Raw genomic sequence first — 25,274 nt, 5'->3', positions numbered from 1 at the left:
AGATTGATTTGATGCGATGGCACAAGAAAATCGCCGTGACCGCCCTCGTGGCCGCGCTGACGGCGGCCAGCGGGGTTGCCGGCGCGCAGACCGTCAGGATCGCCAACCAGGGCGATGCGCTCTCGATGGACCCGCACTCGCTCAACGAAACGCTGCAACTGAGCATCACCGGCAATGTGTATGAGGGACTGACCGGGCGCAACAAGGACCTGAGCCTGGCCCCGGCGCTGGCCACCCGTTGGCAGCAGACCGCGCCCACCGTGTGGCGTTTCGATCTGCGCCGGGGTGTGCTGTTTCATGACGGCAGCCCCTTTACCGCCGACGATGTGCTGTTCAGCCTGGCGCGCACCCAGGTCGAAGGCTCGGACATGAAGAGCAACACCAACGACTTCAAGCAGGTGCGCAAGATCGATGAGCACACCGTGGAGATCGAGACCAAGATTCCGTTCCTGACCCTGCCCGACACGCTCTCGCTGGTGTACATGATGAGCAAGAAATGGTGCGAGACCCACCAGGCCAGCGCGCCGGTGGATCGCCGCAAGGGCATAGAGAACGCGGCCTCGTTCCGCGCCAACGGCACCGGGCCTTTTCGCCTGCGCGAGCGCCAGCCCGGGGTGCGCACCGTGTTCACGCGCAATGGCTCGTACTGGGACAAGATCGAAGGCAACGTCAGCGAGGTGGTGTTCACGCCGATCGGCAATGAGGCCACCCGGGTGGCGGCCTTGCTGTCCGGGCAGGTGGACGTGATGGAGCCGGTGCCGGTGCAAGACATCGCGCGCGTCAACCGTGGCGCCGACACGCGCGTGATCGCCGGCCCCGAACTGCGCACCGTCTTTCTGGGCATGGACCAAAGGCGCGACGAACTGCTGTACTCCAACGTCAAGGGCAAGAACCCCTTCAAGGACAAGCGCGTGCGCCAAGCCTTCTACCAGGCCATCGATATCGAAGGCATCAAGCGCACCGTGATGCGCGGCGCATCCCTTCCTTCGGCGCTGATGGTAGGCCCGGGCGTGAATGGCTTTCAGCCGGACGCCAAGCGCCTGCCCTACGATGTGGAGGCGGCGAAAAAGCTGATGCTGCAAGCGGGCTATCCGAATGGTTTCGAGGTCTCGATGAACTGCCCGAACGACCGCTATGTGAACGATAGCCGCATCTGCCAGGCGGTGGCGGCCAACCTGTCGCGCATCAACGTCAAGATCAACCTGCAGGCCGAAACCAAGGGTTCCTACTTCCCCAAACTCCTGCGCCGCGACACCAGCTTTTACATGCTGGGCTGGATGCCTCCGACCTACGACGCGCACAATGCGCTCAATGCGCTGATGCGTTGCTCGGACGACCGGGGAGCGGGCCAGTACAACTATGGCGCTTACTGCAATCCGAAGGTGGACGAGTTGACGCTCAAGATCCAGTCGGAAAACGACAAGACCCGGCGCAACGCGATGATCAAAGAGGTGTTCGAGATCCACGCGGCAGACATCGGCCATCTGCCGCTGCACCAGCAGATGCTGGCCTGGGGCGTGAGCAAGAAGGTCCAGTTGGTGCAGACGGCCGACAACATCATGCTGTTCAAGTGGATCAGTATCCGCCCGTGAGCGGACAGCGCAGCCATGAGAAAGACCCTTGCCAGATGGCTCGACAGCGATGTGGGCTACAGCTTTCGCCACTCGCCGATGGCGGTGCTGGCGGCGGCGATTGCGCTGGTCTGCCTGTTCTGTTCGGTGTTTGCCGGGTGGGTCGCGCCCCATAACCCGTTCGATCTGAGCACGCTCAACCTCTACGATGGCCAGCTACCGCCGGCCTGGAGCGAGCGGGGCTCGACGAAATACCTGCTGGGCACCGATGAGCAGGGGCGCGACATCCTCTCGGCGCTGATGTACGGGGCCCGCATCTCGCTCGTGGTGGGCATCGTTTCAGTGCTGCTGTCGGTGGCGCTGGGCGTGTCCCTGGGCCTGCTGGCAGGCTTTCGCGGCGGCTGGATCGATGCCGTGCTGATGCGGCTGTGCGATGTGATGCTGTCTTTTCCGCCCATCCTGGTGGCTTTGCTGATTGCCGGTGTCGGCCGGGTGCTGTTTCCGCAGGCCCATGACTCGCTGGCCTTTGGCGTGCTGATCCTGTCGATCTCGCTCACCGGCTGGGTGCAGTACGCGCGCACGGTGCGCGGCTCGACGCTGGTCGAGCGCAACAAGGAATATGTGCAGGCGGCCCGCGTCGCCGGCGTCGCCCCGCTGCGCATCATGCGCCGGCATGTGCTGCCCAACGTCATGGGGCCGGTGCTGGTGCTGGCCACGATACAGGTGGCAACGGCGATCATCACCGAGGCCACGCTGTCCTTCCTGGGCGTGGGCGCGCCGCCGACCTCGCCCTCGCTGGGCACGCTGATCCGCACCGGCAACAACTTCCTGTTCTCGGGCGAATGGTGGGTTACCGTTTTCCCTGGCGCCATGCTGGTGCTGATTGCGCTGTCGGTGAACCTGCTGGGCGACTGGCTGCGCGATGCGCTCAACCCCCGCCTGCGCTGAGCGCACTGCGGCTTACCCGTAGCAGGCACCACAGCCCATGTCGCTCCTGGAAGTCAAAAACCTGGTGGTCGAATTCCCCGGCCGGCGCGGCAACTTGCGCGCGCTCGATGACATCAGCTTTTCCATCGCGCCCGGCGAGATTCTGGGCGTGGTGGGGGAGTCCGGCGCCGGCAAGTCGCTCACCGGCGCGGCCATCATCGGCTTGCTGGAGCCGCCGGGCCGCATCGTCTCGGGCCAGATCCTGCTGCAAGGCCAGCGCATCGACCAGCTCCGCGAGAGCCAACTGCGCCACATTCGCGGGCGCCGCATCGGCGCCATCTTTCAGGACCCGCTGACCTCGCTGAACCCGCTGTACACGGTGGGCCGCCAATTGAGTGAAACCATTTTGGCCCATCTGCCGGTAACGCCCGCCGAGGCCCGCCAGCGTGCGATCGGGCTGCTGCAAGACACCGGCATCCCGGCAGCCGCGCAGCGCATCGACCATTACCCGCACCAGTTCTCCGGCGGCATGCGCCAGCGGGTGGTGATTGCGCTGGCGCTGGCCGCCGAGCCGCAGTTGATCGTGGCCGACGAGCCGACCACGGCGCTGGACGTGTCGATACAAGCGCAGATCATCACGCTGCTGAAAAGCATCTGCCATGCGCGTGGCGCCGCCGTGATGCTGATCACCCACGACATGGGGGTGATCGCCGAAACCTGCGACCGCGTGGCCGTGCTGTACGCCGGCCGGGTGGCTGAAATCGGCCCGGTGCATGAGGTGATCAACCAGCCCGCCCATCCCTACACGGCGGGCTTGATGGCAGCCATCCCCGACATGACGTCAGACCGTGAGCGGCTGAACCAGATCGATGGCGCCATGCCCCGCCTGAACGCCATCCCCCCGGGCTGCGCCTACCACCCGCGCTGCCCCAAGGCCATGGAACGCTGCCGCAGCCAGCGCCCGGACCTGATGGCCGCCGGCGCCACCCGCGCCGCCTGCTGGCTGCACGCTGGCGCCACGCCGGCCGGGGTGGCCCGATGAGCAGCGCCGCCGCCCATCCGGCCGGCCCGGCCAGTTCGGCCCTGGTGCAGGCGCATGACCTGGCCATGACCTTCGACGTATCCGCCCCCTGGCTCAACCGTGTGCTCGAACGCAAGCCGCGCGCGCTGTTGCACGCGGTCGACGGCGTGGACTTTACGATCGAAAAAGGCCAGACGCTGGCCCTGGTGGGCGAATCCGGCTGTGGCAAGAGCACCGTGGCCCGCCTGCTGGTGGGCCTGTACCAGCCCACGCGCGGGAGTTTCCGGTTCGACAACCAGGACGCACATGCGGCTTTCAAAGGCCCCGAGGCGCGCGCGCTGCGGCGCCGCATACAGATGATCTTCCAGGACCCCTATGCCAGCCTGAACCCGCGCTGGCTGGTGCAAGACATCGTCGGCGAGCCGCTGCGCGAGCATGGCCTGATCACCGACCGAGGCGCGCTCGGGCACCGCGTGGGCGATCTGCTGCGCTCGGTGGGCCTGTCGCCGCTGGACATGGCGAAGTACCCGCACCAGTTTTCCGGCGGCCAGCGCCAGCGCATCTCGATTGCCCGCGCGCTGGCCACCGAGCCTGAGTTCCTGGTGTGCGATGAGCCTACCTCGGCGCTCGATGTGTCGGTGCAGGCGCAGGTGCTCAACATCATGAAAGACTTGCAGCGCCAGCGGCAACTGACCTATCTGTTCATCAGCCACAACCTGGCGGTGGTGCGCCATGTGAGCGACCAGGTCGGCGTGATGTACCTGGGCCGGCTGGTGGAACTGGCCGACAAGCATGCGCTGTTCGATACGCCGCGCCACCCCTACACGCGCATGCTGCTCGACGCCATCCCCAAGATGCACGACACCGGCAAGGCGCGCACGCCGGTGCAGGGCGAGGTGCCCAATCCGCTGAGCCCGCCGTCCGGCTGCGCCTTTCATCCGCGCTGCCCACATGCGGATCAGCGCTGCCGGTCGGAGCGGCCGCAACTCCAGAGCCTGGACGGCATACGGATTGCTTGCCATGCGGTGGCGAGCGGACGGCTCTGAACCGGGCCGGCGGTTCTGCGGCCGGCCATGGCCGGTTCAGGTCGTTGGGTCGTTGGGTTGTTGGGTTCAGGCCGCCATCGAATCGCTGGCGAGCGCCGATGAGCGGACGATCCGGCGCCCGGGCGCTGTCCGGGCGGGTGTGCTGGTGGAGATCAGACCTGGAGATCACATGCTGTCACAGCCTTATCATCTGCACACGCGAAACTGACGCTATCCTGCGGTCAATAAGCATCCGTGGCCCGTGATTCATGTTGCCCTTGCCCCCCACCGATATGGTGCCTTTACAGAGTGCGCCGTCCGATGCTGCCACAGGCATGGCTGCGGCGCCTGGGCGGCAGCCCATGTTCCTGGACCGGGACCACAGCATCCTGGCCTTCAATGAGCGCGTCTTCGACTGGGCGCTGCGCAGCGACATCCCGTTGCTCGAACGCCTGCGCTACCTGTGCATCGTGTCAGCCAACCTGGACGAGTTTTTCGAGGTGCGCGCGGCGCCCCACATCACGGCCGCGCAGCAGGGGCAGACCCAGGGGCTGTATACGACGCGCTCGTTCGAGGCGCTCTCGGCCAAGGTCCAGCATCTGGTTGCGCGGCAGTACAGCTTGTACAACGAGGTCTTGCTCCCGGCGTTTGCCCGGCATGGCATCCGTATCGTCACCCATGCCGACCGATCCCCGGCGCAAAAACGCTGGGTGCACGAGTCCTTCATCCGCGAGGTTCGCCCGCTGCTGATTCCGGTGGGGCTGGACCCGGCGCATCCGTTTCCGCAGGTGGCCAACAAGTCGCTGAACTTCATCGTCCGCCTCAAGGCGCAGGCGGCCTTTGGCCGCAAGAACGAAATTGCCATCGTCAAGGTGCCGCGCGCGCTGCCGCGTCTGCTGCGCATGCCGGCCAAAGTGGCGCCCGAGGAGGCGCTGTTCGCGAGCCTGTCGAGCATCATCCGGGCGCATCTGGAAGAGCTGTTTCCGGGCCGGGAAGTGACCGAGTTTTCGCAGTTTCGCGTGACGCGCCATTCCGATCTGGCGCTCGACGAAGAAGATGTGCGCAACCTGCGCACCGCCTTGCGGCAGGGCTTGCAGCATCGCCACTACGGGCAGGCCGTGCGGCTGGAGGTGTCTGCGGCCTGCTCGCCGTTCCTGTCGGACTTTCTGCTGGCGCAGTTCGACCTGCCGGCCGCAGCGCTGTACCGGGTGCATGGCCCGGTGAACCTGGCGCGCCTGGCGCAGTTGGTGGACTTGGTGAACCGGCCGGCCTTGCTGTTCCCGGCCTGGGATGGCGCCTGGCCGCGCCAGCTACGGCCCGGCCGCTCGATCATGGCGCAATTGCGCCAGCGCGATGTGCTGATCCACCAGCCGTTCGAGAGCTTCGACGGCCTGCTGGCCTTCTTGCGCGAAGCGGTGAACGACCCGCAGGTGCTGGCCATCAAGCAGACGATCTACCGCACCGGCTCCGACTCGGCGCTGATGGCGCTGCTGACCGAGGCGGTGCGCCGGGGCAAGGAGGTGATGGCCGTGGTCGAGCTCAAAGCCCGCTTCGACGAAGAAGTCAACATCAACTGGGCCGAGGCGCTGGAGTCGATCGGCGCCCAGGTGGTGTATGGCGTGGTGGGGCTCAAGACGCACGCCAAGATGCTGCTGGTCACGCGCCGGGAAGGGCGGCGGTTGCGCCGTTACGGGCATCTTGCGACCGGCAACTACAACATGCGCACCGCCCGGCTCTACACCGACCTGAGCTACCTGAGCGCCGATGAGGCGCTCACCGCCGACATGGACGGCGTATTCAACCACCTGGCCAGCCAGAACCGGCCGCCCCATTTGCGCCGGCTGATGCTGGCGCCGTTTCACCTGCAGCGCCGCATGCTGGAAAAGATCGAGCGGGTCGGACTGGCCGCCAGCCGTGGCGAGGCCGCCCGCATCGTCGCCAAGATGAACGCGCTGACCGACGAGGCGCTGATGCGGGCCTTGATCCTGGCCGGTCAGCGCGGCGCGCGCATCGATCTGATCGTGCGCGGCGCCTGCATGTTGGCGGCGCAACTGCCCGGGGTCACGGACAACATCCGCGTGCGCTCGGTGATTGGCCGATTCCTGGAGCACACGCGGGTTTTCTACTTTTGCGCCGGCAGCGAGGAAGACCTGTATCTGTCCAGCGCCGACTGGATGAACCGCAACATGCTGCGCCGTGTCGAGCTGGCCTGGCCGGTGACCGACCCGGGCTTGCGCCAGCAGATCATCGACGAATGTCTGGTGGCCTATCTGCATGATGACCGGGATGCCTGGACATTGAACGCCGACGGCAGTTACGCCGCTGCGCCGCGCCCGGTGGACGGCCTGGGCGCCCAAGCGGCGTTGATGCTCCGCTACGGCCCCGGCGGCGCCGGTTCCGGTCGCCGGCCAGGGGCGCCATGATGGACTTGATCCTGTGGCGCCACGCCGAGGCGCAAGAGGCCGGGGACGGCAGCGACGACCTGGCCCGGGCGCTGACGGCCAAGGGCGAAAAGCAGGCGGCGCGCATGGCGGCATGGCTCGACCGGCAACTGCCCGAGGGCCTGCGGGTGCTGGCCAGCCCGGCGCGTCGGGCCGAACAGACCGCCAGCGCGTTGGGGCGCAAGTTCAAGCGGCGCGCCGAACTGCTGCCCGGCGGCACGCCCCAGGATCTGCTGGAACTGGCCCAGTGGCCAGAGGCCAAAGGCGCGGTGCTGATCGTCGGGCATCAGCCGGTGCTCGGGCAAACCATTGCCCGGCTCTTGGCGATTCCAGCGCCGCAATGCGCGGTGCGCAAGGGCGCCGTGTGGTGGCTGCGCCAGCGCCAGCGGCTCGACCACGGCCAGGCGGTGCTGCTGGTGGTCCAGTCGCCCGAGTTTTTGTAGCGCCGGCGGCCTGCCTGCGGGGTATCGGCGGGATATCGGCGGGGATGCCGGGGGCCGTTCACGGCAGGTCCAGCACCAATTCCCAGGGCGTCTTCTGCCAGGCCAGCACCTCCTCGCGCAGCAGATGCGCAGACTGCGGGTAGGCGCTGGCCCAGCCCGGGCGGGCGCTGAGGTCGAAGCGCTGGCCCTGGCGGCGCAGCAGCAGGCCGCTGCGGTCGGGGTCGCGCCTGGCATGGCACAGGATCACCGCCAGCCGCAGACTCAGCAGTTGCAGCGCGAAGATCGGCTCGTCCAGGTCGGCCCCCAGTTTGCGCACCTTGCCGCGCTGGCTTTGCACCAGCATGCCCAGGCGATGCAGTTCGGGCATGGCAAAGCCGGCGGCGTCGGTGTTGTCCAGGATGTAGGCGCCGTGGCGGTGGTAGTCGCTGTGCGATATGCGGCAGCCGATCTCATGCAGCCGGGCCGCCCAGTCGAGCTTGCGCGCAGCACGCTCGCTGCCGGCCGGCGCGGCCAGCTCGAACAGCGCACAGGCCGTGCGCGCCACCCGCTGCGCGTGCTCCGCATCGACGCCAAACCGCTGCATCAGTCCGTTGACGGTGCTGCTGCGCAGGTCGGTCTCCGGTTGCTCGCGATCGAGCAGGTCATACAGCGCGCCTTGGCGCAGCGCGCCCTGGGCGACATGCAGCACGTCGATGTCCAGCAGGTCGAACACCGCGCGCAGCACGCTGATGCCGCCGCCGATGACGGCACGCCGCTCTTCCTTGAGCCCTTCGATGCGCAGCCGATCGGCGCTCTGCGCGCGCAACATGCGCTCGTGCAGCCAGTTCAGGCCGGCACGGGTGATCTGGCCCTCGGCCCCCACCCCCGATGCGGCGAGCATGCCCCCCACCGCGCCGACCGTTCCCGAGGAGCCGTAGGCCCGCTCCCAGGTCTGCGGCCTGAAGGTTCCCAGTGCTTCATCGAGCACCGCCTTGGCCGCGATCTCGGCCGCCAGAAAGGCCGAGGCGCTGAACGCGCCGCCGGCAAAGTAGCGCTGCGACCATGCGACGCTGCCCACTTGGTAGGAAGCCACGGCCTGCGGGCTGAACTGCTGGCCCAGAATCAACTCGGTGGAGCGCCCGCCGATATCGACGACCAGCCGCCGCTCGTCCGATTGCGGCAGCAGCCGGGCCACGCCCTGGTAGATCAGCCGCGCTTCTTCGGCGCCGGAGACCACGTCGATCGGGTAGGCCAGCACCGCGCTGCCACGGGACAGGAATTCCTCCCGGTTGCGTGCCTCGCGCAAGGTCTGCGTGGCCACGGCCCGCACCTGGGCCCGGGGGAAACCGGCCAGCCGCTCGCCAAACCGCGCCAGGCAGGCCCAGCCGCGCTCCATGGCGGCGCGCGTCAGTTGCTGGTCTTCGTCGAGACCGTTGCCCAGGCGCACGGTCTCCTTGAGGTACTCCACCCGTTGTATGTGGCCAAACTCATAGCGCCCGATTTCCAGGCGAAAACTGTTGGAGCCGAGGTCGACTGCGGCCAGACGGGTGCCATTGCGCATGTTGTACTGCCGGGGACCGGGAAGTTGGAAACAGGAAATCGGAAGCAGGGGGGCGGATCGTACCGTGGGCCGGGCCGACACTGTGTGCCCGCTTCATGACAGATCGGTGACAGGATCGGTGACGAGTCAGCGCCATGCGGACGACGGCGCGGGGGCCTTGGCCCTACAGTCACCGAATTGTCATCATCCGCGCCTAGAGTCTGCCCTGTCCCGTTCATTCCAGTCGAAAGGTATTTGATGAAACCCGAACGCATATTTTTCAAAACCGTTGCCGTCATTGCCGTCACATTGGCCAGCAGCGCCGTCGGCACGGCCTTGGCAGCGGACATCACGGGCGCAGGCGCGACCTTCCCGTTCCCGATGTACGCCAAATGGGCTGAAGCCTACAAAAAGGAAACCGGCATCGGACTGAACTATCAATCGATAGGCTCGTCGGGCGGCATTCGCCAGATCCGCGCCAAAACCGTGGCCTTCGGCGCCACGGATGCGCCACTGTCCGGGGCCGATCTGGAAAAAGACGGCATGGTGCAGTTCCCCGCGATCATTGGCGGCACCGTGCCCGTGATCAACCTCGAAGGCTTCAAGCCGGGCGAGTTGCGCGTCACCGGCCCGGTGCTGGCCGAGGTGTTCCTGGGCAAGATCAGCAAGTGGAATGACGCCAAGCTGGCCGCCCTCAATCCCGGCAAGGCGCTGCCGGATCAGGGCATCACCGTCGTGCACCGCGCCGATGGCTCCGGCACCACGTTCAACTGGACCGACTACCTGACTTCGGTCAGCAAGGAATGGGCCGATCAGGTGGGCAAGGGGGCGGCCGTCAAGTGGCCCGCAGCCTCTTCGGTGGGCGGCAAGGGCAACGAGGGCGTGGCCGCAAATGTGACGCGCGTCAAAGGCGCCGTGGGTTATGTCGAGTACGCTTACGTCAAGAAGAACAATATGAACTACCTGCAACTGCAAAATGCCGACGGCAAGTATGTCAACCCGGACGACAAGACCTTTGCGTCGGCTGCGGCCAGTGCCGACTGGTTCAGCGTGCCGGGCATGGGCATCTCGATGGTCAACGCCAAGGGCGCCGACAGTTGGCCGGTGAGCACGGCCTCGTTCATCCTGATGTACAAGGACCCGGCCGACAAGGCGCAGTCCGCCGAGGTGTTGAAGTTCTTCGAGTGGGCTTTCAAGAACGGCAAGGGCATGGCGGCGGAGTTGGACTATGTGCCGCTGCCTGACCGCCTGACCGCCGAAATTGGCGCCAAAGTCTGGTCGCAGATCAAGAAGTAACCTTTACCGATATAGTCGATCGCCCCCCGCTGCCGTCCGTCGGTCGCTCTGGCCGACGGACGCCGGCTCGGCCGGCCTTTCAGGGAGTCCCCATGGGCCTCGGAACCACGATGAATCCGCAACCCCTGTCCGTGATCGAGGCCGGCGATGCGCCGACCAAGGCCATGGCCATGGCATCGATTGCCAGGCGGCAGCGCTTGCAGGACATGGTGTTCCATCGGCTGACGCAGAGTCTGTCGCTGCTGGTGCTGGCGGCGTTGCTGGGCATCATCGTCTCGCTCTTCGTCTACGCTTGGCCGTCGTTTCACAAGTTCGGCATCCAATTTGGCTGGCGCGTGGAATGGGACATCGTCAATGAAGAATTCGGTGCCGCGATCGCCATCGTCGGCACCCTGGTCAGTGCCGGCATTGCGCTGCTGATCGCCGTGCCGCTGGCCTTCGGCATCGCCTTGTTCCTGACCGAAACCTGCCCGGTATGGCTGCGGCGCCCGCTGGGCACGGCCGTGGAACTGCTGGCGGCGGTGCCTTCGATCATCTACGGCATGTTCGGCCTGTTCGTGTTTGCCCCGCTGTTTGCCGACTACTTCCAGATGCCGATGCAAAAGCTGCTCGGAACCATGCCGCTGATCGGTTTTCTGTTTGGCGGCAGCACCAACGGTTTCGGCATCCTGGCGGCCGGCATCGTGCTCGCATTCATGGTGCTGCCTTTCATCGCCGCCGTGATGCGCGATGTGTTCGAGATCGTCCCGCCCATCCTGCGCGAGTCCGCCTACGGCCTGGGCTGCACCACCTGGGAGGTGGTGCGCCGCGTGGTACTGCCCTACACCCAGAAGGGGGTCGTCGGCGGGATCATGCTGGGACTGGGCCGCGCGCTCGGCGAGACCATGGCGGTGACCTTCGTGATCGGCAATGCCAACCGCATGCCCACTTCGTTGTTCTCGCCCGGCACCTCGATCGCCTCGACGCTGGCCAACGAGTTTGGCGAGGCGGCAGACTTTCACCTGTCCACGCTGTTCGCGCTGGGCTTTTTGCTGTTCGTGATCACCTTCGTGGTGCTGTCGGCCGCCAAGCTGATGATGATGCGCGCCGAAAAGGCCAAGGGCCTGTGAACCGGAGGGCCGACCGATGGAACGCAACCAATCCCTGTACAAAAAACGCCGGCGCTCGAATGCCATCGGTCTGACCCTGTCGCTGGGCGCGATGGTGCTGGGTCTGTTCGTGCTGCTGTGGATTCTGAGCGTGCTGCTGGCCAACGGCTTTGCCGCACTCGACTGGAACATGTTCACCCAGTCGACCCCGGCGCCCGGCTCCGAAGGCGGCGGCCTGGCCAATGCCATCGTCGGCAGCCTGATGATCGTGGGCTTTACCGTGCTGGTCTCGACCCCCGTGGGCGTGCTGGCCGGCGTGTACCTGGCCGAATACGGCGACCAGAGCAAAACCGCCGAACTGACCCGCTTTGTCACCGATGTCATGCTGTCGGCCCCCTCTATCGTTCTGGGCCTGTTCGTCTACGCGATTGCCGTGGCCACGGTCGGCAAATTCTCGGGTTGGGCCGGCAGTCTGGCGCTGTCGCTGATCGCCGTGCCGGTGGTGGTGCGCACCACCGAGAACATGCTGCGCCTGGTGCCCGGCAGCCTGCGTGAAGCGGCTTTTGCACTCGGTGCGCCGCGCTGGAAGGTCTCGACCATGGTCACGCTGCGCGCTGCGCGCAGCGGGGTGATGACCGGCCTGCTGCTGGCCGTGGCGCGCATCAGCGGCGAGACCGCGCCGATGCTGTTTACCGCGCTGAACAACCAGTTCTTCAGCACCAACATGGGCGCCCCCATGGCGAACCTGCCGGTGGTGATCTTCCAGTTTGCCCTCAGCCCCTACCCGAACTGGGTGCGGCTGGCCTGGGGCGGGGCGCTGCTGATCACGCTGTCGGTGCTGATTCTGAACATCGTGGCCCGGGTGTTCCTGCGTGAGAAGAACCGTGCCTGACAGGGCCGGACCGGCAGCCTCCCATTTCAGGATTCGATGATGAACCCCGCCACCACCATCACCGCCGCCGCCAATGCGCTGGAATTGAGCCATCTGAATTTCTTCTATGGCAAGTTCCAGGGCCTGCGCGATGTCAGCCTGAACATTGCCGAGCACAAGGTGACGGCCTTCATCGGCCCCTCGGGTTGCGGCAAATCGACCCTGCTGCGCACGCTCAACCGCATGTACAGCCTGTACCCCGGGCAACGCGCCGAGGGCAGCATCCGCTTTTACGGACAGGAGATCCTGGACCCGCGGCAGGACATCAACCTGCTGCGCGCGCGCATTGGCATGGTGTTCCAAAAGCCCACGCCGTTTCCGATGTCGATCTACGACAACATCGCCTTTGGCGTGCGGCTCTACGAGACGCTGAGCAAGGGCCAAATGGATGACCGCGTGGAATGGGCGCTGTCCAAGGCCGCCCTGTGGTCCGAGGTCAAGGACAAGCTCAGCCAGAGCGGCCTGTCACTGTCCGGCGGCCAACAACAGCGCCTGTGCATCGCCCGCAGTGTGGCCGTCAAGCCCTCGGTGCTGCTGCTCGATGAGCCTACTTCGGCGCTCGATCCGCTGTCCACGGCCAAGATCGAGGAGTTGATCGACGAGCTCAAGCACGACTACACGATTGCCATCGTGACGCACAACATGCAGCAGGCGGCCCGCTGCAGCGACTACACCGCCTACATGTACCTCGGCGAGATGATCGAATTCGGCGCCACCGAGCAGATCTTCTTCAAGCCCGAGCGCAAGGAAACCGAAGACTACATCACCGGCCGTTTCGGCTAAGGAGCAGCAGATGCCCGATAAACATCTTTCGTCGCAGTTCGACAGCGAACTCAACAGCGTCTCGGCCCGGGTGATGGAAATGGGCGGCCTGGTGGAATCGCAGATCCGCCAGGCGGTATATGCGCTGTCGCAGTTCAGCCTGGAGGCCGTGGAAACCGTCGGCGTCATCGAAGCCCGGGTGAACGCGATGGAGGTCGAGATCGACCAGGAGCTGTCCTCGATCATCGCCCGCAGACAGCCCACCGCGCGCGATCTGCGCCTGCTGCTGGCCATCTCCAAGGCCACGGCCAACCTGGAGCGCATGGGCGATGAGGCCAACAAGATGGCGCGCATGGTGCGCTCCATCATCGAAAGCGGCGCCCCGCGCTCGCTGCCATCGAGCGACCTGCGCGTGGCGGCCGAACTGGCCTCGGGCCTGCTGCGCAAGGCGCTCGACGCCTTCGCCCGCCTGGACACCAAGACGGCGGTGGCCATCCTCAAGGAGGACGACCTGATCGACCGGGAGTTCGACGGCTTTGTGCGCAAGCTGATCACCTACATGATGGAAGACCCGCGCACCATCTCGCCGAGCCTGGACCTGCTGTTCCTGGCCAAGGCCATCGAGCGCATCGGAGACCACTCCAAGAACGTGGCCGAACTGATCATCTATCTGGTCAAGGGCAAGGATGTGCGGCACACGGCCCTGGACGAGATCGAGTCCACCGTCCTGTGATGGTTTCCCGTAGCCATGCCATGAGAAAGCTCCCACGCGTCCTGATCGTCGAAGACGAACCGGCGATTGCCGAACTGATTGCCATCAATCTGCGCCACAACGGATTCCAGCCCTTCTGGGCCGAAGACGGCGAATCGGCGCAGCGCGAGCTCGATGCCGTCCTGCCCGAGGTCATCCTGCTCGACTGGATGCTGCCCGGGCAAAGCGGCTTGTCGCTGGCCCGCAAATGGCGCGCCGACAGCCGCACCAAGCCGATCCCGATCCTGATGCTCACCGCGCGCGGCGACGAGCCTGACAAGGTGGCCGGGCTCGATGCCGGCGCGGACGACTACATCACCAAGCCATTTTCCACGCAGGAACTGCTGGCCCGCATCCGGGCCGTGCTGCGCCGGCGCGCGCCCGAGCAACTCAGCGACAGCGTGCACATCGGCGAACTGCGGCTCGATGCCGCGACCTACAGGGTGACCTTTCAGGGGCAGCCGCTCAAGGTCGGCCCCACCGAATTCAAACTGCTGCATTTCCTGATGCGGCACACCGAGCGCGTGCACAGCCGCTCGCAACTGCTCGACAAGGTCTGGGGCGACCATGTGTACATCGAAGAGCGCACGGTAGACGTGCATGTCAAACGCCTGCGCGAGGCCCTGGGGGCGGCGTCCGTGATGGTGGAAACCGTGCGCGGCGCCGGCTATCGGTTGACAGCGCAGGTGCCGACCTGATGGTGCCCACGCAATCGATGGGCGCGCCTGCCGCACCCCCGGGTTTCCAAAAAAACTTCGCTCTCCGCATGTTGTGGCGCATTTCATATTGTCTGCTGTGGCAGTTGGTCGGCGGCGCCCTGGGCTGGTGGCAGAGCGGCCCCTGGGGCGCTGCGCTGGGGGCTGCGCTGGCGGCCTGGGCCTGGTCCGTCCGGGACTTCGTGCGCGGCGCGCGGGTGCTGCATTGGCTGCGCACCGGCGACCTGGCCGACGCCCCGGTGGTGCACGGCATCTGGGGCGAAGCCGCAGACCGTGCGCTGCGCCTGCTGCGCAGGCAGCAAGCCCGGATCCAGAGCAGCCAGGACCGGCTGCAGGAAATCCTGACCGCACTCCAGGCCTCGCCCAACGGCGTGGTCTTGCTCGACGCCCAGGGGCGCATCGAATGGTGCAACCAGACGGCGGCCAACCATTTCGGCTTTGACGCCCAGCGCGATGTCATGCAATCGATCGGCAACCTGCTGCGCAACCCCGAATTCACCGCCTACTATGCGGTCAAGGACTTCTCCGCCGCCGTGGTGCTGGAGGGGCGCGCGAGCACGCCGTCGCGGCCGGTGCGCATCTCGGTGCACCTGCACCCCTACGGCGACGGCTGCACCCTGCTGCTCTCGCGCGATGTCACGGCGCTGGAGCAGGCCGAGGCCATGCGGCGCGACTTCGTGGCCAATGTGTCGCACGAAATCCGCACCCCGTTGACCGTGCTGATCGGCTTCGTCGAAACCTTGCAGACCCTGCCTCTGAGCGCCGAGGAGCGCTCCCGCTACCTGGGCCTGATGGCGCAACAGGCGCTGCGCATGCAAAACGTGGTGCAGGACCTGCTCACCCTGTCGCGCCTGGAAGGCAGCCCACCGCCCGGCATGGCCGAATGGACGCCGGTGCAATCGCTGCTACAGCGCTGCGAAGACGAGGGCCGCGCCTTGTCCGCCCTGCTCACGCAGCACCAGCCGCATCTGCTGCGCTTTCCGGCGCCGGAGGTCTTGCGCGCCCAGGGCGACATCGCCGGAGTACCCGCCGAATTGCAAAGCGCCCTGTCCAACCTGATCAACAACGCCGTGCGCTACACGCCCGCAGGCGGCTGCATCAGCGTGCAATGGAAGCGCGAGCCTGACGGCCGCGCAGTCTTTTCGGTGCATGACACCGGCCCCGGCATTGCGCCCGAACATATACCGCGCCTGACCGAGCGCTTTTACCGCGTGGACCGCAGCCGATCGCGCGAAACCGGTGGCACGGGCCTGGGGCTGGCCATCGTCAAACATGTGCTGCAACGCCATGGCGCCACGCTGGACATCAACAGTACCCTGGGCAAAGGCTCGGCGTTTTCGGTCACCTTCCCGGCCAACCGGCTGCGCGGCTTTGCGCCGTCGACATGATCGATGGCAAGAAAATCCGAGCACCACTTCATCGATGGAAGAGCACCATGAACCAGCCCACCCGCTTCGTTCTTGACGAACCCAGGCTGCCCCGCGTTTGGTACAACCTTGCTGCGGACTTGCCGCAGCCTGTGCCTGCGATGCTTCATCCCGGCACACGCCAGCCTATACAGGCCAGCGACCTCGCACCGCTGTTTCCGCCTGCGATCATCGGGCAGGAGTTGTCGGTCGAGCGGGAAATTCCGATTCCCGACGCGGTGCGTGACGTGTATCGCCTGTGGCGCCCGTCGCCGCTCATTCGCGCGCACCGGCTGGAGCAGGCGCTCGATACGCCGGCGCGCATCTACTACAAGAATGAAGGCGTATCGCCGTCCGGGTCGCACAAGCCAAATTCCGCCGTGCCGCAAGCCTGGTACAACAAGCAGGCCGGCATCAAACGGTTGACCACGGAAACAGGCGCAGGCCAATGGGGGGCGTCTCTCGCTTTCGCCGGGCAGCTTTTCGGACTGGACGTTACCGTCTTTCAGGTGCGCATCTCATACGATCAAAAACCGTACCGCAGAGCGCTGATGGAAACCTACGGCGCGCGCTGCCTGGCGTCGCCATCGACAGAAACCGGGTTTGGCCGCTCCGTACTGTCCAGAGCTCCCGATCACCTCGGCTCGCTGGGTATCGCGATCTCCGAGGCCGTCGAGGCCGCCGTGGCAACACCCGACACGCGCTATGCGCTCGGCTCGGTCTTGAACCATGTGCTGCTTCATCAAACGATCGTTGGGCAGGAGGCGCTGATGCAAATGGAAATGGCGGGCGACGACCCCGACGTGATCGTCGCGTGCACCGGCGGCGGGTCCAATTTCGCCGGTCTGGTGTTTCCGTTTCTTGGCTTGCAATTGCGCGGCGGGCGGGCGCGCCGCTACGTTGCGGCGGAACCCATGGCGTGTCCGTCGCTGACACGCGGGCGCTATGCGTATGACTTCGGCGATACAGCCGGCATCACGCCGCTGGCGAAGATGCACACGCTGGGATCGGGCTTTACGCCGCCGGGACTTCATGCGGGCGGGCTGCGCTATCACGGCATGGCGCCGTTGGTGTCGCATCTGCGCGAGTTGGGCCTCATCGAAGCAATGGCCTACCATCAAACCGAATGCTTCGGCGCTGGCCGGCTGTTTGCGCGCTGCGAAGGCATCATCCCGGCACCGGAAGCCAACCATGCGATTGCTTGCACCATTCAGGAAGCGTTGCGCTGCAAGCGCGAGGGGCGGGCGGAGACCATTTTGTTCAATCTGTCGGGACACGGCCACTTCGACATGAGCGCGTATCAGGATTTCAACGCGCAGCAATTGACCGACAAGACTTACGATGAAACCGAACTGGCGACGGCGCTCGCCGGCCTGCCATCCGTTTCCTGATATTCGCCAGCGCAATCGACGGCATGTCTGTCGGCCTGCCGTCGATACGGAGAAAGCGGCAGTGCGCGCCGTCGGGCGCGTAGTGTCGCGTCACCGGTCAGATGTCGTAGGCTGCGCGCAGCCATCGGAGCGCAGCGCAAGGCGCATCGCGCAGCCCATACCGAGCTGTATTGGCAAGCGATGCAACGCCGCGATGCGCTTCGATGGCCAGCGCAGACCGACAGATGATCGGTGACGCGACACTAGGCCGCAGGGATGCAGCGATCCACAATCTTGGACAGCTGTGACAGGGGCGGCACCGACAGGAAGCCCGCATCTTCGTAAGCGGGATTCGGATAGTCGTAGTAGCCCTTGCCCGACAGCATGCCCATGCGCCCTTTGTCCATCAGATGGGTCTTGATGTACTCGGCATTGGCCAACTGTTGCCGGTCGCCCAGCACCTGGCCCCAGTGCATGCTCACGTCGTAGCAGGTCTTCATGCCGACGACGTCCATCATGCCCATCGGGCCCATCCGGGCGCCCGGGTTCGCGATCAGGAACGTCCGGTCCACGACCTCGGGCGTGGTGATGCCATTGGTCACCAGGGCCTGGGCCGCAGTCACCAAGGGTGCGAACCATGCATTGAGCACGTAGCCGTTGTGTTCCTTGCCGACGGGAATCGGCACCATGCCCGTCTCGATTGCAAACCGGGTGACGTCGTCGAGCGTGGTCCGCGCCGTCGCCGCATGCGGCATGATTTCAACCAGGTTGGCCGCCCAGATGTAGTTCGCGTAGTGCAATGCGCAAAACTTGTCGGGCCGGCCGGTGGCCGCGGCGAAATCGCTTGGCAGAAACGTCGACGAATTCGTGGCGATCAAGGTGTGGGCCGGCAGCAGCGGCGCCATTTGCTGGTAGACGCTGGTCTTGACCTGCGGAATCTCCGGAACGGCTTCGATGACCAGATCGGCGCTGGCCACGGCGCTGGCCAGGTCGGTTGCGAAGGTCAAGCGCTGCCGCGCGCCCGCCACGTCGGCCTCGCTGGCGCCGACCGCATCGGTCTGGTAGATGGCCGCATAGTGCGCTTGCGCCGCACGGCAGCGCGCCAGTGCCTCTTCCGAGATGTCGTACACGACGACGCTTTTTCCCTTGAAGGCGCTATGCCAAGAGATCTGGCCGCCCAGTACGCCTGCGCCCAGGACGGTCAGATGGTTCACATAGGACATGGTTGTCTCCTTAGTTGTATGACGGGGAAATGTTAGGTCTAACCCCTCTGGCGTTACTTGTGTTTACGCGACATAATTTTGATGTTCCACGCCACGCCACGCCACGCCACGCCACGCGCACGCTCCCGCCCTATGTTTGTTATTCCTGCTCCATGAGTCTGGTACGCGCTGCCGGGATGGCCGGTTTCGAAGACTTGGTGCGCCGCTGCGGGGGCGATCCGGCGGCCATCCTGCGCACGGGCGGCCTCGCCCCTGGCGATTTGGTCAATCCCGAGCGCTACCTGCCCACCCGATGCGCGGCCCTGGCGATTGAGGCGGCCGCACGCACGCTGGGTGCGCCTGATTTCGGCCTGCGCCTGTGCGCCATACAGAGCATAGATACCCTGGGTCTGCTGGGACTGGTCATCCAGTCCGCACCCACCGTGCGCGAAGGCATGTTGCAGGGAGCCAAGTACATCCGCTTCCACACCACCACGCTGGGTTACCGGACCTTCATGGCGCCCGGCGAGGGGTTGGAATGCCTGGAAGTGTTCCAGCGACAGCAGCCCCTGCCCGACGCGCCGCAGTTCGCGGAAATCTGCGTGGCTTACTTGTGCCGCCTGACCGATGTGTTGTCCGCAGGCGCGCTGCGCCCAACCGTCATCTACTGCCGCCACGCCCCCGTGGGTAGCAGCGCTCAGTACCGGCGGCACCTGGGGCAGTTGCCGCGGTTCAATGCTGCGTTCGACGGCATTGCCATCGACCCACAGGCCTGGCGCCAGCCCATGCCGCGCCACAACCGGCTGCTGCAGCAGTTTGTCGAACGTTTTCTGCTCGGATCGTCGCCGGGACGGGATGGCAGTGCGGCAGACCATGTGCGCGGCGTGTTGGACAGTTTGGTTCGCATGGGCACGACGGATCTGGGCGCGGTAGCGCGCGCCCTGGGGCAGAGCCCGCGCACGTTGCAGCGGCGCTTGCAGGCCGAGGGCGCGGTCTTCGAGAAACTGCGCGAGGCCGCTCGCCAGGCCTGGGCCCGTCAGTTGCTGGAGCAGCCGGATCTGAGCCTCGGCCATATCGCGCAGTTGCTGGGGTATGCGGACCAGTCGGTGCTCACGCGCGCCTGCCAGCGCTGGTTCGGTGTCTCGCCCCGGCAACTGCGCCGGGGCCTTTTGGGCTACGCTGAATAGGGCAACCGCACGCTTTTATCAGGCGTTATGTTTTGTTGAAGCAACAGACCCTCGCCATCGCCGCCGACCAGTCCGAAAGCTTTGATCGCTATCGCCGCCAGACGCGGCGTGACGAGTTCCTGGTGACCATGGAGCGCGTCGTGCCGTGGGCCGAGTTGTGCGCTGTCATCGAGCCCTTCTACCCCAAGGCGGGCAACGGCCGGCCACCGGTGCGGCTGGCGCGCATGCTGCGCATGTACTTCGTGCGGCACTGGTTCAACCTAGTGTCGCGTCACCGATCATCTGTCGGTCTGCGCTGGCCATCGAAGCGCATCGCGGCGTTGCATCGCTTGCCAATACGCTCGGTATTGGCTGCGCGATGCGCCTTGCGCTGCGCTCCGATGGCTGCGTGCAGCCTACGACATCTGATCCGTGACGCGACACTAGCCGACGAAGCCTGCGAAGAGGCACTGCTGGACAGCGTGGCCCTGCGCCGCTTCGTGGGCATCTATCTGGGCTGCGCGCGCGTGCCCGACGGCACCACCCTGCTGAAGTTCCGGCGCTTGCTGGAGCAGCATGACCTGGGCGCTGCGCTTTTCGCCCAGGTTGGGCAAGTGCTGCAAGACAAGGGCATGAAGCTGGGCACCGGCACCATCGTGGATGCCACCGCCATCTCCGCGCTCTCGTCGACCAAGAATGCCGAGGGCGAGCGCGATCCGGAGATGCACCAGACCTGCAAGGGTCAGCAGTGGTACTTCGGCATGAAGCTGCACATCGGCGTAGACAGCAAGACCGGGCTTGCGCACAGCGCCGTGGTGACCGCAGCCCACGTGCATGACAAGCACCCGCTGCCCCAGTTGCTGCACCGCGCCGAGCAAGAGGTCTACGGCGACAGCGCCTATGCCTCGCAACAAGACCTGATCGGGTCCAAGGCGCGGTGGCCAAGGACTGCACCAATGAGCGCGTGAACGGCAGTGGTATCGCGGCTGACATCGCGCGCATCGCCAATCGAATGACAGGGATGGCTGTAAGCGCTTGTCGGCGATTCAAGTTGGCAGAAGGCCCCGCGGCGTCACGAGCGCATGGATTCAACCTGGAGCAACGTACGCCTTCTGCATGCCACCAGAGGCCAGCGCAACCACACGATGGCGGCCTCTATCCAGCATCTTGCTCGGCGCCGCAGGCTAGCTCCCCGTATTGCGGCGATAGAGACTGAGGGCAACAGCCAAGCTGGATTTTCATTTGCTGCTTTCATCTCGCGGCGCAATGATGCGATTTTCTCGCCCGCTCGCGGGGTCTTTCGGCGCCACGCATTTCCGCCTGCGCATCCAATGCCTTGGCCGCCTGCCTGCCTCAGAAGCCTTGTCTTCGTGCTTCAACGGGCTCCCGCCAGTCCTCAGGCTCATCGCCTTGCAGCACCTGCTGCGCCCAGGGGGCGAGCTTGCGCGTATCGGCGCGCAGCACCTCCTGCTTGACGGCCAGAATCTGCGCCGGGTGCATCGAGAAACTGCGCAGGCCCAGGCCCAGCAGCAGGCGCGTCATGCCCACATCACCTGCGGTTTCGCCGCACACGCACACGCTTTTGCCCTGCGCCTGGCCTTGGGCGATCACGTCCGCCACCAGGCGCAGCACGGCCGGGTGCAGCGGGTCGTACAAATGGGCCACGGCTTCGTCGGCCCGGTCTATGGCCAGCGTGTACTGGATCAGGTCGTTGGTGCCGATCGACAGAAAGTCGAAATGCTTCAGGAAACTGCGCACCATCAGCGCGGCGGCAGGCACTTCGATCATTGCACCGAGCTGCACCGGGCCGTAAGGCGCGCCGCGCGCATCGAGCTCGGCGCGGGCCAGATCGACCTGCGCCAGCGTTTGCCGGATCTCATGCTGGTGCGCGAGCATCGGAAACAGCAGGTTGACCTTGCCATGCGCGGCAGCGCGCAACACGGCGCGTAGCTGGGTGCGGAACATCACCGGGTCGGCCAGGCTCCAGCGGATGGCGCGCAGGCCCAGGGCCGGGTTCAGGTGGTTGTCCTTGTGGCCCTTGTCCAGCGGCTTGTCGGCGCCCACGTCGATGGTGCGGATGGTGACCGGCAGGCCCTGCATGCCGTCTATGGCCTCGCAGTAGGCGCGGTATTGCTCGTCTTCGCCCGGCAGGTGACCGCTCTTGCCCATGAACAGGAATTCGCTGCGAAACAGGCCCACGCCCACGGCCCCGGCGCGCACGGCGGCCAGCGCGTCGCCGGGCTGCTCGATATTGGCCAGCAGTTCCACCTTGTGGCCGTCGCTGGTGATCGCGCAGGTGTGTCGCAGCCGGGTCAGGCGCTCGCGTTCCAGTTCGGCCTGGCGCTGGCGAAAGCCGTATTCGGCCAGGATGATGGGCGAGGGATCGACGATCACCACGCCGGCATCGCCGTCGATGATGACCCAGTCGTCCTGGCGCACCAGTTGGCTGGCAGCGCGCGCTCCGACCACGGACGGGATGCCCATGCTGCGCGCCACGATGGCGGTGTGCGAGGTCTTGCCGCCGACATCGGTGACGAAGCCGGCAAACACGCTTTGCTTGAATTGCAGCATGTCGGCAGGCGAGAGGTCGTGCGCCACCAGCACCAGCGGCGTGTCGAGCATGTCGCTCGGCAGCAGGCCCTGCGGTGTCTTGCGGCGCGGGCTGTGGGCCGGCGGCACCACCGGGAGCGCGACCCCCTTCATGTGGCGCAGGATGCGCTCTACCACCTGCTCCAGGTCGGCCTTGCGTTCGCGCAGGTACTCGTCCTCCATCTCATCGAACTGGCGCGCGATGACTTCCAACTGCGTGGTCAGCGCCCATTCGGCGTTGTACAGGCGCTCGGTGATCCAGTGCTTGACGCCCCCGGTGAGCGCTTCGTCTTGCAGCAGCATCAGGTGCACATCGAGCAGCGCCGTGAGCTCGTGCGGCGCATCGGCGGGCATCTCGACCTGCAGGCGCTGCAATTCCTCGACCACCGCATTGCGCCCGCGGCGCACGCGCTCGATTTCGTCCTCGACCTGCTCGGGCTGCACGAAGTAATGCGCCACATCCGCGCGGCCGGACGCCACCAGCACCGCGCGGCCGATGGCAATGCCGCGCGCCACTGCAAGGCCGTGGATGGAAAAGGTCATGGTGCCGTTGCCGGGTCGCCGGGGGCAGGGCGCGACATGCTCTACTGGCCCTCGCCAAACTTGTCGACCATCAAGGCCAGCAGGGCCTGCATCGCCTCCTGCTCGCGCTCGCCGCTGGTTTCGATTTCGACTTCGGCGCCCTGACCGGCGGCCAGCATCATCACGCCCATGATGCTTTTGGCGTTGATGCGGCGCTCGCCACGGCGCATGAAAACGTCGCAGGGGAAACTGCCGGCCAGCTTGGTGAGCTTGGCCGATGCGCGGGCATGCAGGCCCAGTTTATTGCTGATGATGGTTCGGGTCTTGATCATGTCGGTAACGGCGGTTCTGGTTCTGCGGTGCGCTGACGGCCACCTGCATGATCCCTTGCGCGCCACCCACGACAGCGCGGGTGACCACCGCATCGAGAGGCTCGCAGCGGTAGCTCACGGCACGCAGCAGCATCGGCAGGTTGACCCCGGCCACCAGGCGCGAGCGCAGGCCGTCGACCAGGCGCTGCGCGATGTTGCAGGGCGTGGCGCCAAACAGGTCGGTCAGCACCAGCGTGCTGTCCGCGCCCAGTTGGTCGAGCATGATGCGCGCCTGGGCCAGTGACTCTTCGGGGGGCTGGTGGGGGAGTATGTCCAATGCGGCCACGCTGTCCGCGCAATCGGCAAACACATGCAGTGCACATGCACGCAAAGCGTGCGCCAGCGGGGCATGGGCAATGATGAGGATGCTGGTGGTGCTCATGGGACGGGGGTTTGCCGCGCATTATGGCGCTGGCCCCGAAACAGAAACCAGGCGTAGGCCGCCGCGTTGCACGCCAAGTACAGTGCCATCGCCGCCTGAAAAGCCGCCGTGGTGTTGGCCCCCACGGTCGCTTCGCTCCCTGCCCCCCGAGGGGGTCGTATTTCGCCTTGGGGCGGCCCGGCGGCGAAACCTGTGGCCCCCACGGTCGCTTCGCTCCCTGCCCCCCGAGGGGGTCGCATTTCGCCTTGGGGCGGCCCGGCGGCGAAATCTGTGGCCCCCACGGCAACAAACGCATCCACCGCCAGGCCGATGCCCCATTGCACCGTGAACACGCCGGCAAAAATGACCAGGTTGAAGGCCGATAGCGCGCGTCCGGCCAGCGCCTGCGGGAACGCCAGCGCCAGTGCCGGCTGCGATAGCGCCACGCAGGTGCACGACACGCAATACAGCGCCCAGGCGCCACCCCCGGCCCGGGGTCCGGCGATGATGATGCCCAGCAGCACTGCCAGGCTCAACGGCAGCCCCAGGGCCAGCAGCCGATCGGCCCCCCAGCCCTTGCGCAGCAGCCAGGGGTTGACCATGCCCCAGGTCCAGAACACGCCGAGCATGGCGACATTGATGCCGAACAGGCCGGCCGCAGACTCCAGCGGCGTATAGCCCGCCACGCGCTGCATCCAGGGCCCGGCCCACAGTGTCTGCATGGCCATCATGCCGCCGTAACAGAAAAAGCCCAGCGGTGCCAGGCGCTGAAAGTACGGGTGGCGCCACACCAGGGCGTAACCCGAGGCCGCAGCGCCGCCTGTGTCATCGGTGCCACCTGCGCGACCTGCGCCGTCGGTGCCACTGGCCCAGCCCGGCACCCGCAGCGCAATCACCACCATGGCCAGCGCGATCAGGGCCGCCAAGGCCCAGAACAAGGGCCGCCAGCCCCACAGCGGCAAGGCCCATTGCACCGGCAGCGTCGAGGCCACCATGCCCAGCGAGCCCATCATCAGCATCCAGGAATTGGCACTCATCTGCGCCTGGGGCGCGAACCAGCGGCGATAGCCCGTGAGCGGCGCCATCAGGCAGGCGCTGACGCCTGCGCCACACAACACGCGCCCGGCCAGCAGACCCGAAAAGCCGGTGGCCGCCGCGAACACCAGGCAGCCCAGCACGGCCAAGCCCAGAAAACCCAGCAATACCTTGCGCGGACCATGGCGGTCCAGCCAGCGGCCCAATGGCAACTGCATGGCGGCAAAGCCCAGAAAGTAACCCCCGGCCAGCAGACCCAGATCGCGCGCCTGCAACGCAAACTCCGGCGCCAATGTCGGCGCCAGCGTGGCGGTGACAGCCCGCACCAAAGCCGACAGGAAATACGCGAAAGCCAGGGCCAAAAAGACGGTGATGGCAACCGGCCGCGGCAGCAACTGGCTCACTGGAGTACCTTCGCCTTCGGCTACGGTATGAGCGCCTTCGGGCGGCCGGGCGGCGCTCATGGCCATGGCTCCATCGCGCCCTGCGCGCGCCACGGGGCCTGCAATGGCTGCCGCATCTGACGCCCGCCTAGTGTCGCGTCACCGATCAGATGTCGCAGGCTGCGCGCAGCCATCGGAGCGTAGCGCAAGGCGCATCGCGCAGCCAATACCGAGCGTATTGGCAAGCGATGCAACGCCGCGATGCGCTTCGATGGCCAGCGCAGACCGACAGATGATCGGTGACGCGACACTAGACGCCGGCACACCAGGCGCCACGGTCTTGGCCGAGCCGCTGGCGCCGCCCCGTTGCGGGGGATG

General features: G+C 66.1%; 23 protein-coding genes and 2 pseudogenes. 17 read left to right on the top strand and 8 right to left on the bottom strand.

Annotation, left to right across the window (positions count from 1 at the left end; all coding sequences use genetic code 11):
* Window positions 1-11: 11 nt before the first annotated feature.
* The 6 genes from VEIS_RS06350 to sixA all read left to right on the top strand — a co-directional run bounded on the left by VEIS_RS06350 (window position 12) and on the right by sixA (window position 7,428).
* A complete protein-coding gene (locus VEIS_RS06350; protein WP_011809078.1) occupies window positions 12-1,592 on the top strand; it encodes an ABC transporter substrate-binding protein in 1,581 nt (526 codons plus the stop codon).
* Window positions 1,593-1,607: 15 nt separating this feature from the next.
* Complete coding sequence (locus VEIS_RS06345) at window positions 1,608-2,519, top strand: ABC transporter permease (protein ID WP_011809077.1); 912 nt, start codon at window positions 1,608-1,610, stop codon at window positions 2,517-2,519.
* Between the two features lie 37 nt (window positions 2,520-2,556).
* Window positions 2,557-3,540, top strand: a complete 984-nt coding sequence (locus VEIS_RS06340; RefSeq protein WP_011809076.1) for an ABC transporter ATP-binding protein — start codon at window positions 2,557-2,559, stop codon at window positions 3,538-3,540.
* Window positions 3,537-4,565 (top strand): ABC transporter ATP-binding protein, encoded by a 1,029-nt coding sequence (locus tag VEIS_RS06335; RefSeq protein ID WP_011809075.1) that lies wholly within the window; start codon window positions 3,537-3,539, stop codon window positions 4,563-4,565. The genes VEIS_RS06340 and VEIS_RS06335 overlap by 4 nt, the downstream gene beginning before the upstream one ends.
* A gap of 314 nt (window positions 4,566-4,879) precedes the next feature.
* Window positions 4,880-6,967, top strand: coding sequence for a polyphosphate kinase 1 (gene ppk1, locus VEIS_RS06330; protein ID WP_407831840.1), 2,088 nt, complete (start codon window positions 4,880-4,882; stop codon window positions 6,965-6,967).
* Window positions 6,964-7,428 carry a phosphohistidine phosphatase SixA gene (sixA, locus tag VEIS_RS06325; RefSeq protein WP_011809073.1) on the top strand — a complete coding sequence of 155 codons (465 nt, stop codon included), beginning with the start codon at window positions 6,964-6,966 and terminating at the stop codon, window positions 7,426-7,428. Before ppk1 ends, sixA begins: the two co-directional genes overlap by 4 nt.
* Before the next feature lie 58 nt (window positions 7,429-7,486).
* On the opposite strand, the gene VEIS_RS06320 is transcribed toward sixA, so the two are convergent.
* Window positions 7,487-8,968 carry a Ppx/GppA phosphatase family protein gene (locus VEIS_RS06320; RefSeq protein WP_041949847.1) on the bottom strand — a complete coding sequence of 494 codons (1,482 nt, stop codon included), beginning with the start codon at window positions 8,966-8,968 and terminating at the stop codon, window positions 7,487-7,489.
* A 237-nt stretch (window positions 8,969-9,205) separates the two neighbouring features.
* Between VEIS_RS06320 and pstS the strand changes: the two genes are divergently transcribed.
* The 8 genes from pstS to VEIS_RS06280 all read left to right on the top strand — a co-directional run bounded on the left by pstS (window position 9,206) and on the right by VEIS_RS06280 (window position 17,288).
* Window positions 9,206-10,243, top strand: a complete 1,038-nt coding sequence (pstS, locus tag VEIS_RS06315; RefSeq protein WP_011809071.1) for a phosphate ABC transporter substrate-binding protein PstS — start codon at window positions 9,206-9,208, stop codon at window positions 10,241-10,243.
* A 92-nt stretch (window positions 10,244-10,335) separates the two neighbouring features.
* Complete coding sequence (gene pstC, locus VEIS_RS06310) at window positions 10,336-11,352, top strand: phosphate ABC transporter permease subunit PstC (RefSeq protein ID WP_011809070.1); 1,017 nt, start codon at window positions 10,336-10,338, stop codon at window positions 11,350-11,352.
* A gap of 16 nt (window positions 11,353-11,368) precedes the next feature.
* Window positions 11,369-12,223, top strand: coding sequence for a phosphate ABC transporter permease PstA (gene pstA, locus VEIS_RS06305; RefSeq protein WP_011809069.1), 855 nt, complete (start codon window positions 11,369-11,371; stop codon window positions 12,221-12,223).
* Between the two features lie 39 nt (window positions 12,224-12,262).
* The gene (gene pstB / locus VEIS_RS06300; protein ID WP_041950590.1) at window positions 12,263-13,045 is read left to right on the top strand and encodes a phosphate ABC transporter ATP-binding protein PstB; all 783 of its coding nucleotides are present in this window, start codon (window positions 12,263-12,265) and stop codon (window positions 13,043-13,045) included.
* Window positions 13,046-13,055: 10 nt separating this feature from the next.
* Window positions 13,056-13,757, top strand: a complete 702-nt coding sequence (gene phoU, locus VEIS_RS06295; protein WP_011809067.1) for a phosphate signaling complex protein PhoU — start codon at window positions 13,056-13,058, stop codon at window positions 13,755-13,757.
* 20 nt (window positions 13,758-13,777) lie between these two features.
* The gene (phoB, locus tag VEIS_RS06290) at window positions 13,778-14,473 is read left to right on the top strand and encodes a phosphate regulon transcriptional regulator PhoB (protein ID WP_041949846.1); all 696 of its coding nucleotides are present in this window, start codon (window positions 13,778-13,780) and stop codon (window positions 14,471-14,473) included.
* A 68-nt stretch (window positions 14,474-14,541) separates the two neighbouring features.
* Window positions 14,542-15,879, top strand: coding sequence for a phosphate regulon sensor histidine kinase PhoR (gene phoR, locus VEIS_RS06285; RefSeq protein ID WP_041950589.1), 1,338 nt, complete (start codon window positions 14,542-14,544; stop codon window positions 15,877-15,879).
* Between the two features lie 47 nt (window positions 15,880-15,926).
* Window positions 15,927-17,288 carry a TrpB-like pyridoxal phosphate-dependent enzyme gene (locus tag VEIS_RS06280; RefSeq protein WP_041949845.1) on the top strand — a complete coding sequence of 454 codons (1,362 nt, stop codon included), beginning with the start codon at window positions 15,927-15,929 and terminating at the stop codon, window positions 17,286-17,288.
* Window positions 17,289-17,378: 90 nt separating this feature from the next.
* Here the strand turns inward: VEIS_RS06280 and VEIS_RS25645 are convergent, their stop codons facing one another.
* Both VEIS_RS25645 and VEIS_RS06275 read right to left on the bottom strand, forming a co-directional pair.
* Window positions 17,379-17,531 carry a hypothetical protein gene (locus VEIS_RS25645; RefSeq protein ID WP_157048417.1) on the bottom strand — a complete coding sequence of 51 codons (153 nt, stop codon included), beginning with the start codon at window positions 17,529-17,531 and terminating at the stop codon, window positions 17,379-17,381.
* A complete protein-coding gene (locus tag VEIS_RS06275) occupies window positions 17,531-18,490 on the bottom strand; it encodes a 3-hydroxyacyl-CoA dehydrogenase (protein ID WP_011809063.1) in 960 nt (319 codons plus the stop codon). Before VEIS_RS06275 ends, VEIS_RS25645 begins: the two co-directional genes overlap by 1 nt.
* A gap of 152 nt (window positions 18,491-18,642) precedes the next feature.
* On the opposite strand from VEIS_RS06275, the gene VEIS_RS06270 reads away from it, so the two are divergent.
* From VEIS_RS06270 to VEIS_RS24670, 3 genes and pseudogenes are all read left to right on the top strand, one after another.
* On the top strand, window positions 18,643-19,656 hold the full coding sequence (locus tag VEIS_RS06270; protein WP_011809062.1) for an AraC family transcriptional regulator: 1,014 nt from the start codon (window positions 18,643-18,645) through the stop codon (window positions 19,654-19,656).
* A 35-nt stretch (window positions 19,657-19,691) separates the two neighbouring features.
* Window positions 19,692-19,916: pseudogene (locus VEIS_RS29615) on the top strand (IS5/IS1182 family transposase); the annotation flags it as partial.
* Between the two features lie 162 nt (window positions 19,917-20,078).
* Window positions 20,079-20,537: pseudogene (locus tag VEIS_RS24670) on the top strand (IS5 family transposase); the annotation flags it as partial.
* 451 nt (window positions 20,538-20,988) lie between these two features.
* On the opposite strand, the gene ptsP reads toward VEIS_RS24670, so the two are convergent.
* Genes ptsP through VEIS_RS28335 form a run of 5 tightly spaced genes read right to left on the bottom strand, consistent with a single transcriptional unit; the run spans window position 20,989 to window position 25,207 of the window.
* Window positions 20,989-22,767: a phosphoenolpyruvate--protein phosphotransferase gene (gene ptsP / locus VEIS_RS06260; RefSeq protein ID WP_011809060.1), complete on the bottom strand. Its 1,779-nt coding sequence runs from the start codon at window positions 22,765-22,767 to the stop codon at window positions 20,989-20,991.
* Window positions 22,768-22,808: 41 nt separating this feature from the next.
* Entirely contained in the window at window positions 22,809-23,078 is a 270-nt protein-coding gene (locus VEIS_RS06255; RefSeq protein WP_011809059.1) for an HPr family phosphocarrier protein, read from the bottom strand.
* On the bottom strand, window positions 23,047-23,499 hold the full coding sequence (locus tag VEIS_RS06250; RefSeq protein ID WP_011809058.1) for a PTS sugar transporter subunit IIA: 453 nt from the start codon (window positions 23,497-23,499) through the stop codon (window positions 23,047-23,049). Before VEIS_RS06250 ends, VEIS_RS06255 begins: the two co-directional genes overlap by 32 nt.
* Window positions 23,496-24,977, bottom strand: coding sequence for an MFS transporter (locus VEIS_RS06245; protein ID WP_011809057.1), 1,482 nt, complete (start codon window positions 24,975-24,977; stop codon window positions 23,496-23,498). Before VEIS_RS06245 ends, VEIS_RS06250 begins: the two co-directional genes overlap by 4 nt.
* Window positions 24,974-25,207, bottom strand: a complete 234-nt coding sequence (locus VEIS_RS28335; RefSeq protein ID WP_157048416.1) for a hypothetical protein — start codon at window positions 25,205-25,207, stop codon at window positions 24,974-24,976. The genes VEIS_RS06245 and VEIS_RS28335 overlap by 4 nt, the downstream gene beginning before the upstream one ends.
* Window positions 25,208-25,274: the final 67 nt, after the last annotated feature.

This window comes from Verminephrobacter eiseniae EF01-2 (assembly GCF_000015565.1).
Classification (GTDB): Bacteria; Pseudomonadota; Gammaproteobacteria; order Burkholderiales; family Burkholderiaceae_C; genus Acidovorax; species Acidovorax eiseniae.
The sequence above is the reverse complement of the archived record's forward strand: the minus strand, read 5'-3'. Positions and strand labels throughout refer to the sequence as shown.

Excerpts from the sequence above, each read along its gene's own strand:
- VEIS_RS06350 (WP_011809078.1), top strand. The coding sequence starts at position 12 with ATGCGATGGCACAAGAAAATCGCCGTGACCGCCCTCGTGGCCGCGCTG.
- VEIS_RS06345 (WP_011809077.1), top strand. The coding sequence starts at position 1,608 with ATGAGAAAGACCCTTGCCAGATGGCTCGACAGCGATGTGGGCTACAGC.
- VEIS_RS06340 (WP_011809076.1), top strand. The coding sequence starts at position 2,557 with ATGTCGCTCCTGGAAGTCAAAAACCTGGTGGTCGAATTCCCCGGCCGG.
- VEIS_RS06335 (WP_011809075.1), top strand. The coding sequence starts at position 3,537 with ATGAGCAGCGCCGCCGCCCATCCGGCCGGCCCGGCCAGTTCGGCCCTG.
- ppk1 (WP_407831840.1), top strand. The coding sequence starts at position 4,880 with ATGGCTGCGGCGCCTGGGCGGCAGCCCATGTTCCTGGACCGGGACCAC.
- sixA (WP_011809073.1), top strand. The coding sequence starts at position 6,964 with ATGATGGACTTGATCCTGTGGCGCCACGCCGAGGCGCAAGAGGCCGGG.
- VEIS_RS06320 (WP_041949847.1), bottom strand. The coding sequence starts at position 8,968 with ATGCGCAATGGCACCCGTCTGGCCGCAGTCGACCTCGGCTCCAACAGT.
- pstS (WP_011809071.1), top strand. The coding sequence starts at position 9,206 with ATGAAACCCGAACGCATATTTTTCAAAACCGTTGCCGTCATTGCCGTC.
- pstC (WP_011809070.1), top strand. The coding sequence starts at position 10,336 with ATGGGCCTCGGAACCACGATGAATCCGCAACCCCTGTCCGTGATCGAG.
- pstA (WP_011809069.1), top strand. The coding sequence starts at position 11,369 with ATGGAACGCAACCAATCCCTGTACAAAAAACGCCGGCGCTCGAATGCC.
- pstB (WP_041950590.1), top strand. The coding sequence starts at position 12,263 with ATGAACCCCGCCACCACCATCACCGCCGCCGCCAATGCGCTGGAATTG.
- phoU (WP_011809067.1), top strand. The coding sequence starts at position 13,056 with ATGCCCGATAAACATCTTTCGTCGCAGTTCGACAGCGAACTCAACAGC.
- phoB (WP_041949846.1), top strand. The coding sequence starts at position 13,778 with ATGAGAAAGCTCCCACGCGTCCTGATCGTCGAAGACGAACCGGCGATT.
- phoR (WP_041950589.1), top strand. The coding sequence starts at position 14,542 with ATGTTGTGGCGCATTTCATATTGTCTGCTGTGGCAGTTGGTCGGCGGC.
- VEIS_RS06280 (WP_041949845.1), top strand. The coding sequence starts at position 15,927 with ATGAACCAGCCCACCCGCTTCGTTCTTGACGAACCCAGGCTGCCCCGC.
- VEIS_RS06275 (WP_011809063.1), bottom strand. The coding sequence starts at position 18,490 with ATGTCCTATGTGAACCATCTGACCGTCCTGGGCGCAGGCGTACTGGGC.
- VEIS_RS06270 (WP_011809062.1), top strand. The coding sequence starts at position 18,643 with ATGAGTCTGGTACGCGCTGCCGGGATGGCCGGTTTCGAAGACTTGGTG.
- ptsP (WP_011809060.1), bottom strand. The coding sequence starts at position 22,767 with ATGACCTTTTCCATCCACGGCCTTGCAGTGGCGCGCGGCATTGCCATC.
- VEIS_RS06255 (WP_011809059.1), bottom strand. The coding sequence starts at position 23,078 with ATGATCAAGACCCGAACCATCATCAGCAATAAACTGGGCCTGCATGCC.
- VEIS_RS06250 (WP_011809058.1), bottom strand. The coding sequence starts at position 23,499 with ATGAGCACCACCAGCATCCTCATCATTGCCCATGCCCCGCTGGCGCAC.
- VEIS_RS06245 (WP_011809057.1), bottom strand. The coding sequence starts at position 24,977 with ATGAGCGCCGCCCGGCCGCCCGAAGGCGCTCATACCGTAGCCGAAGGC.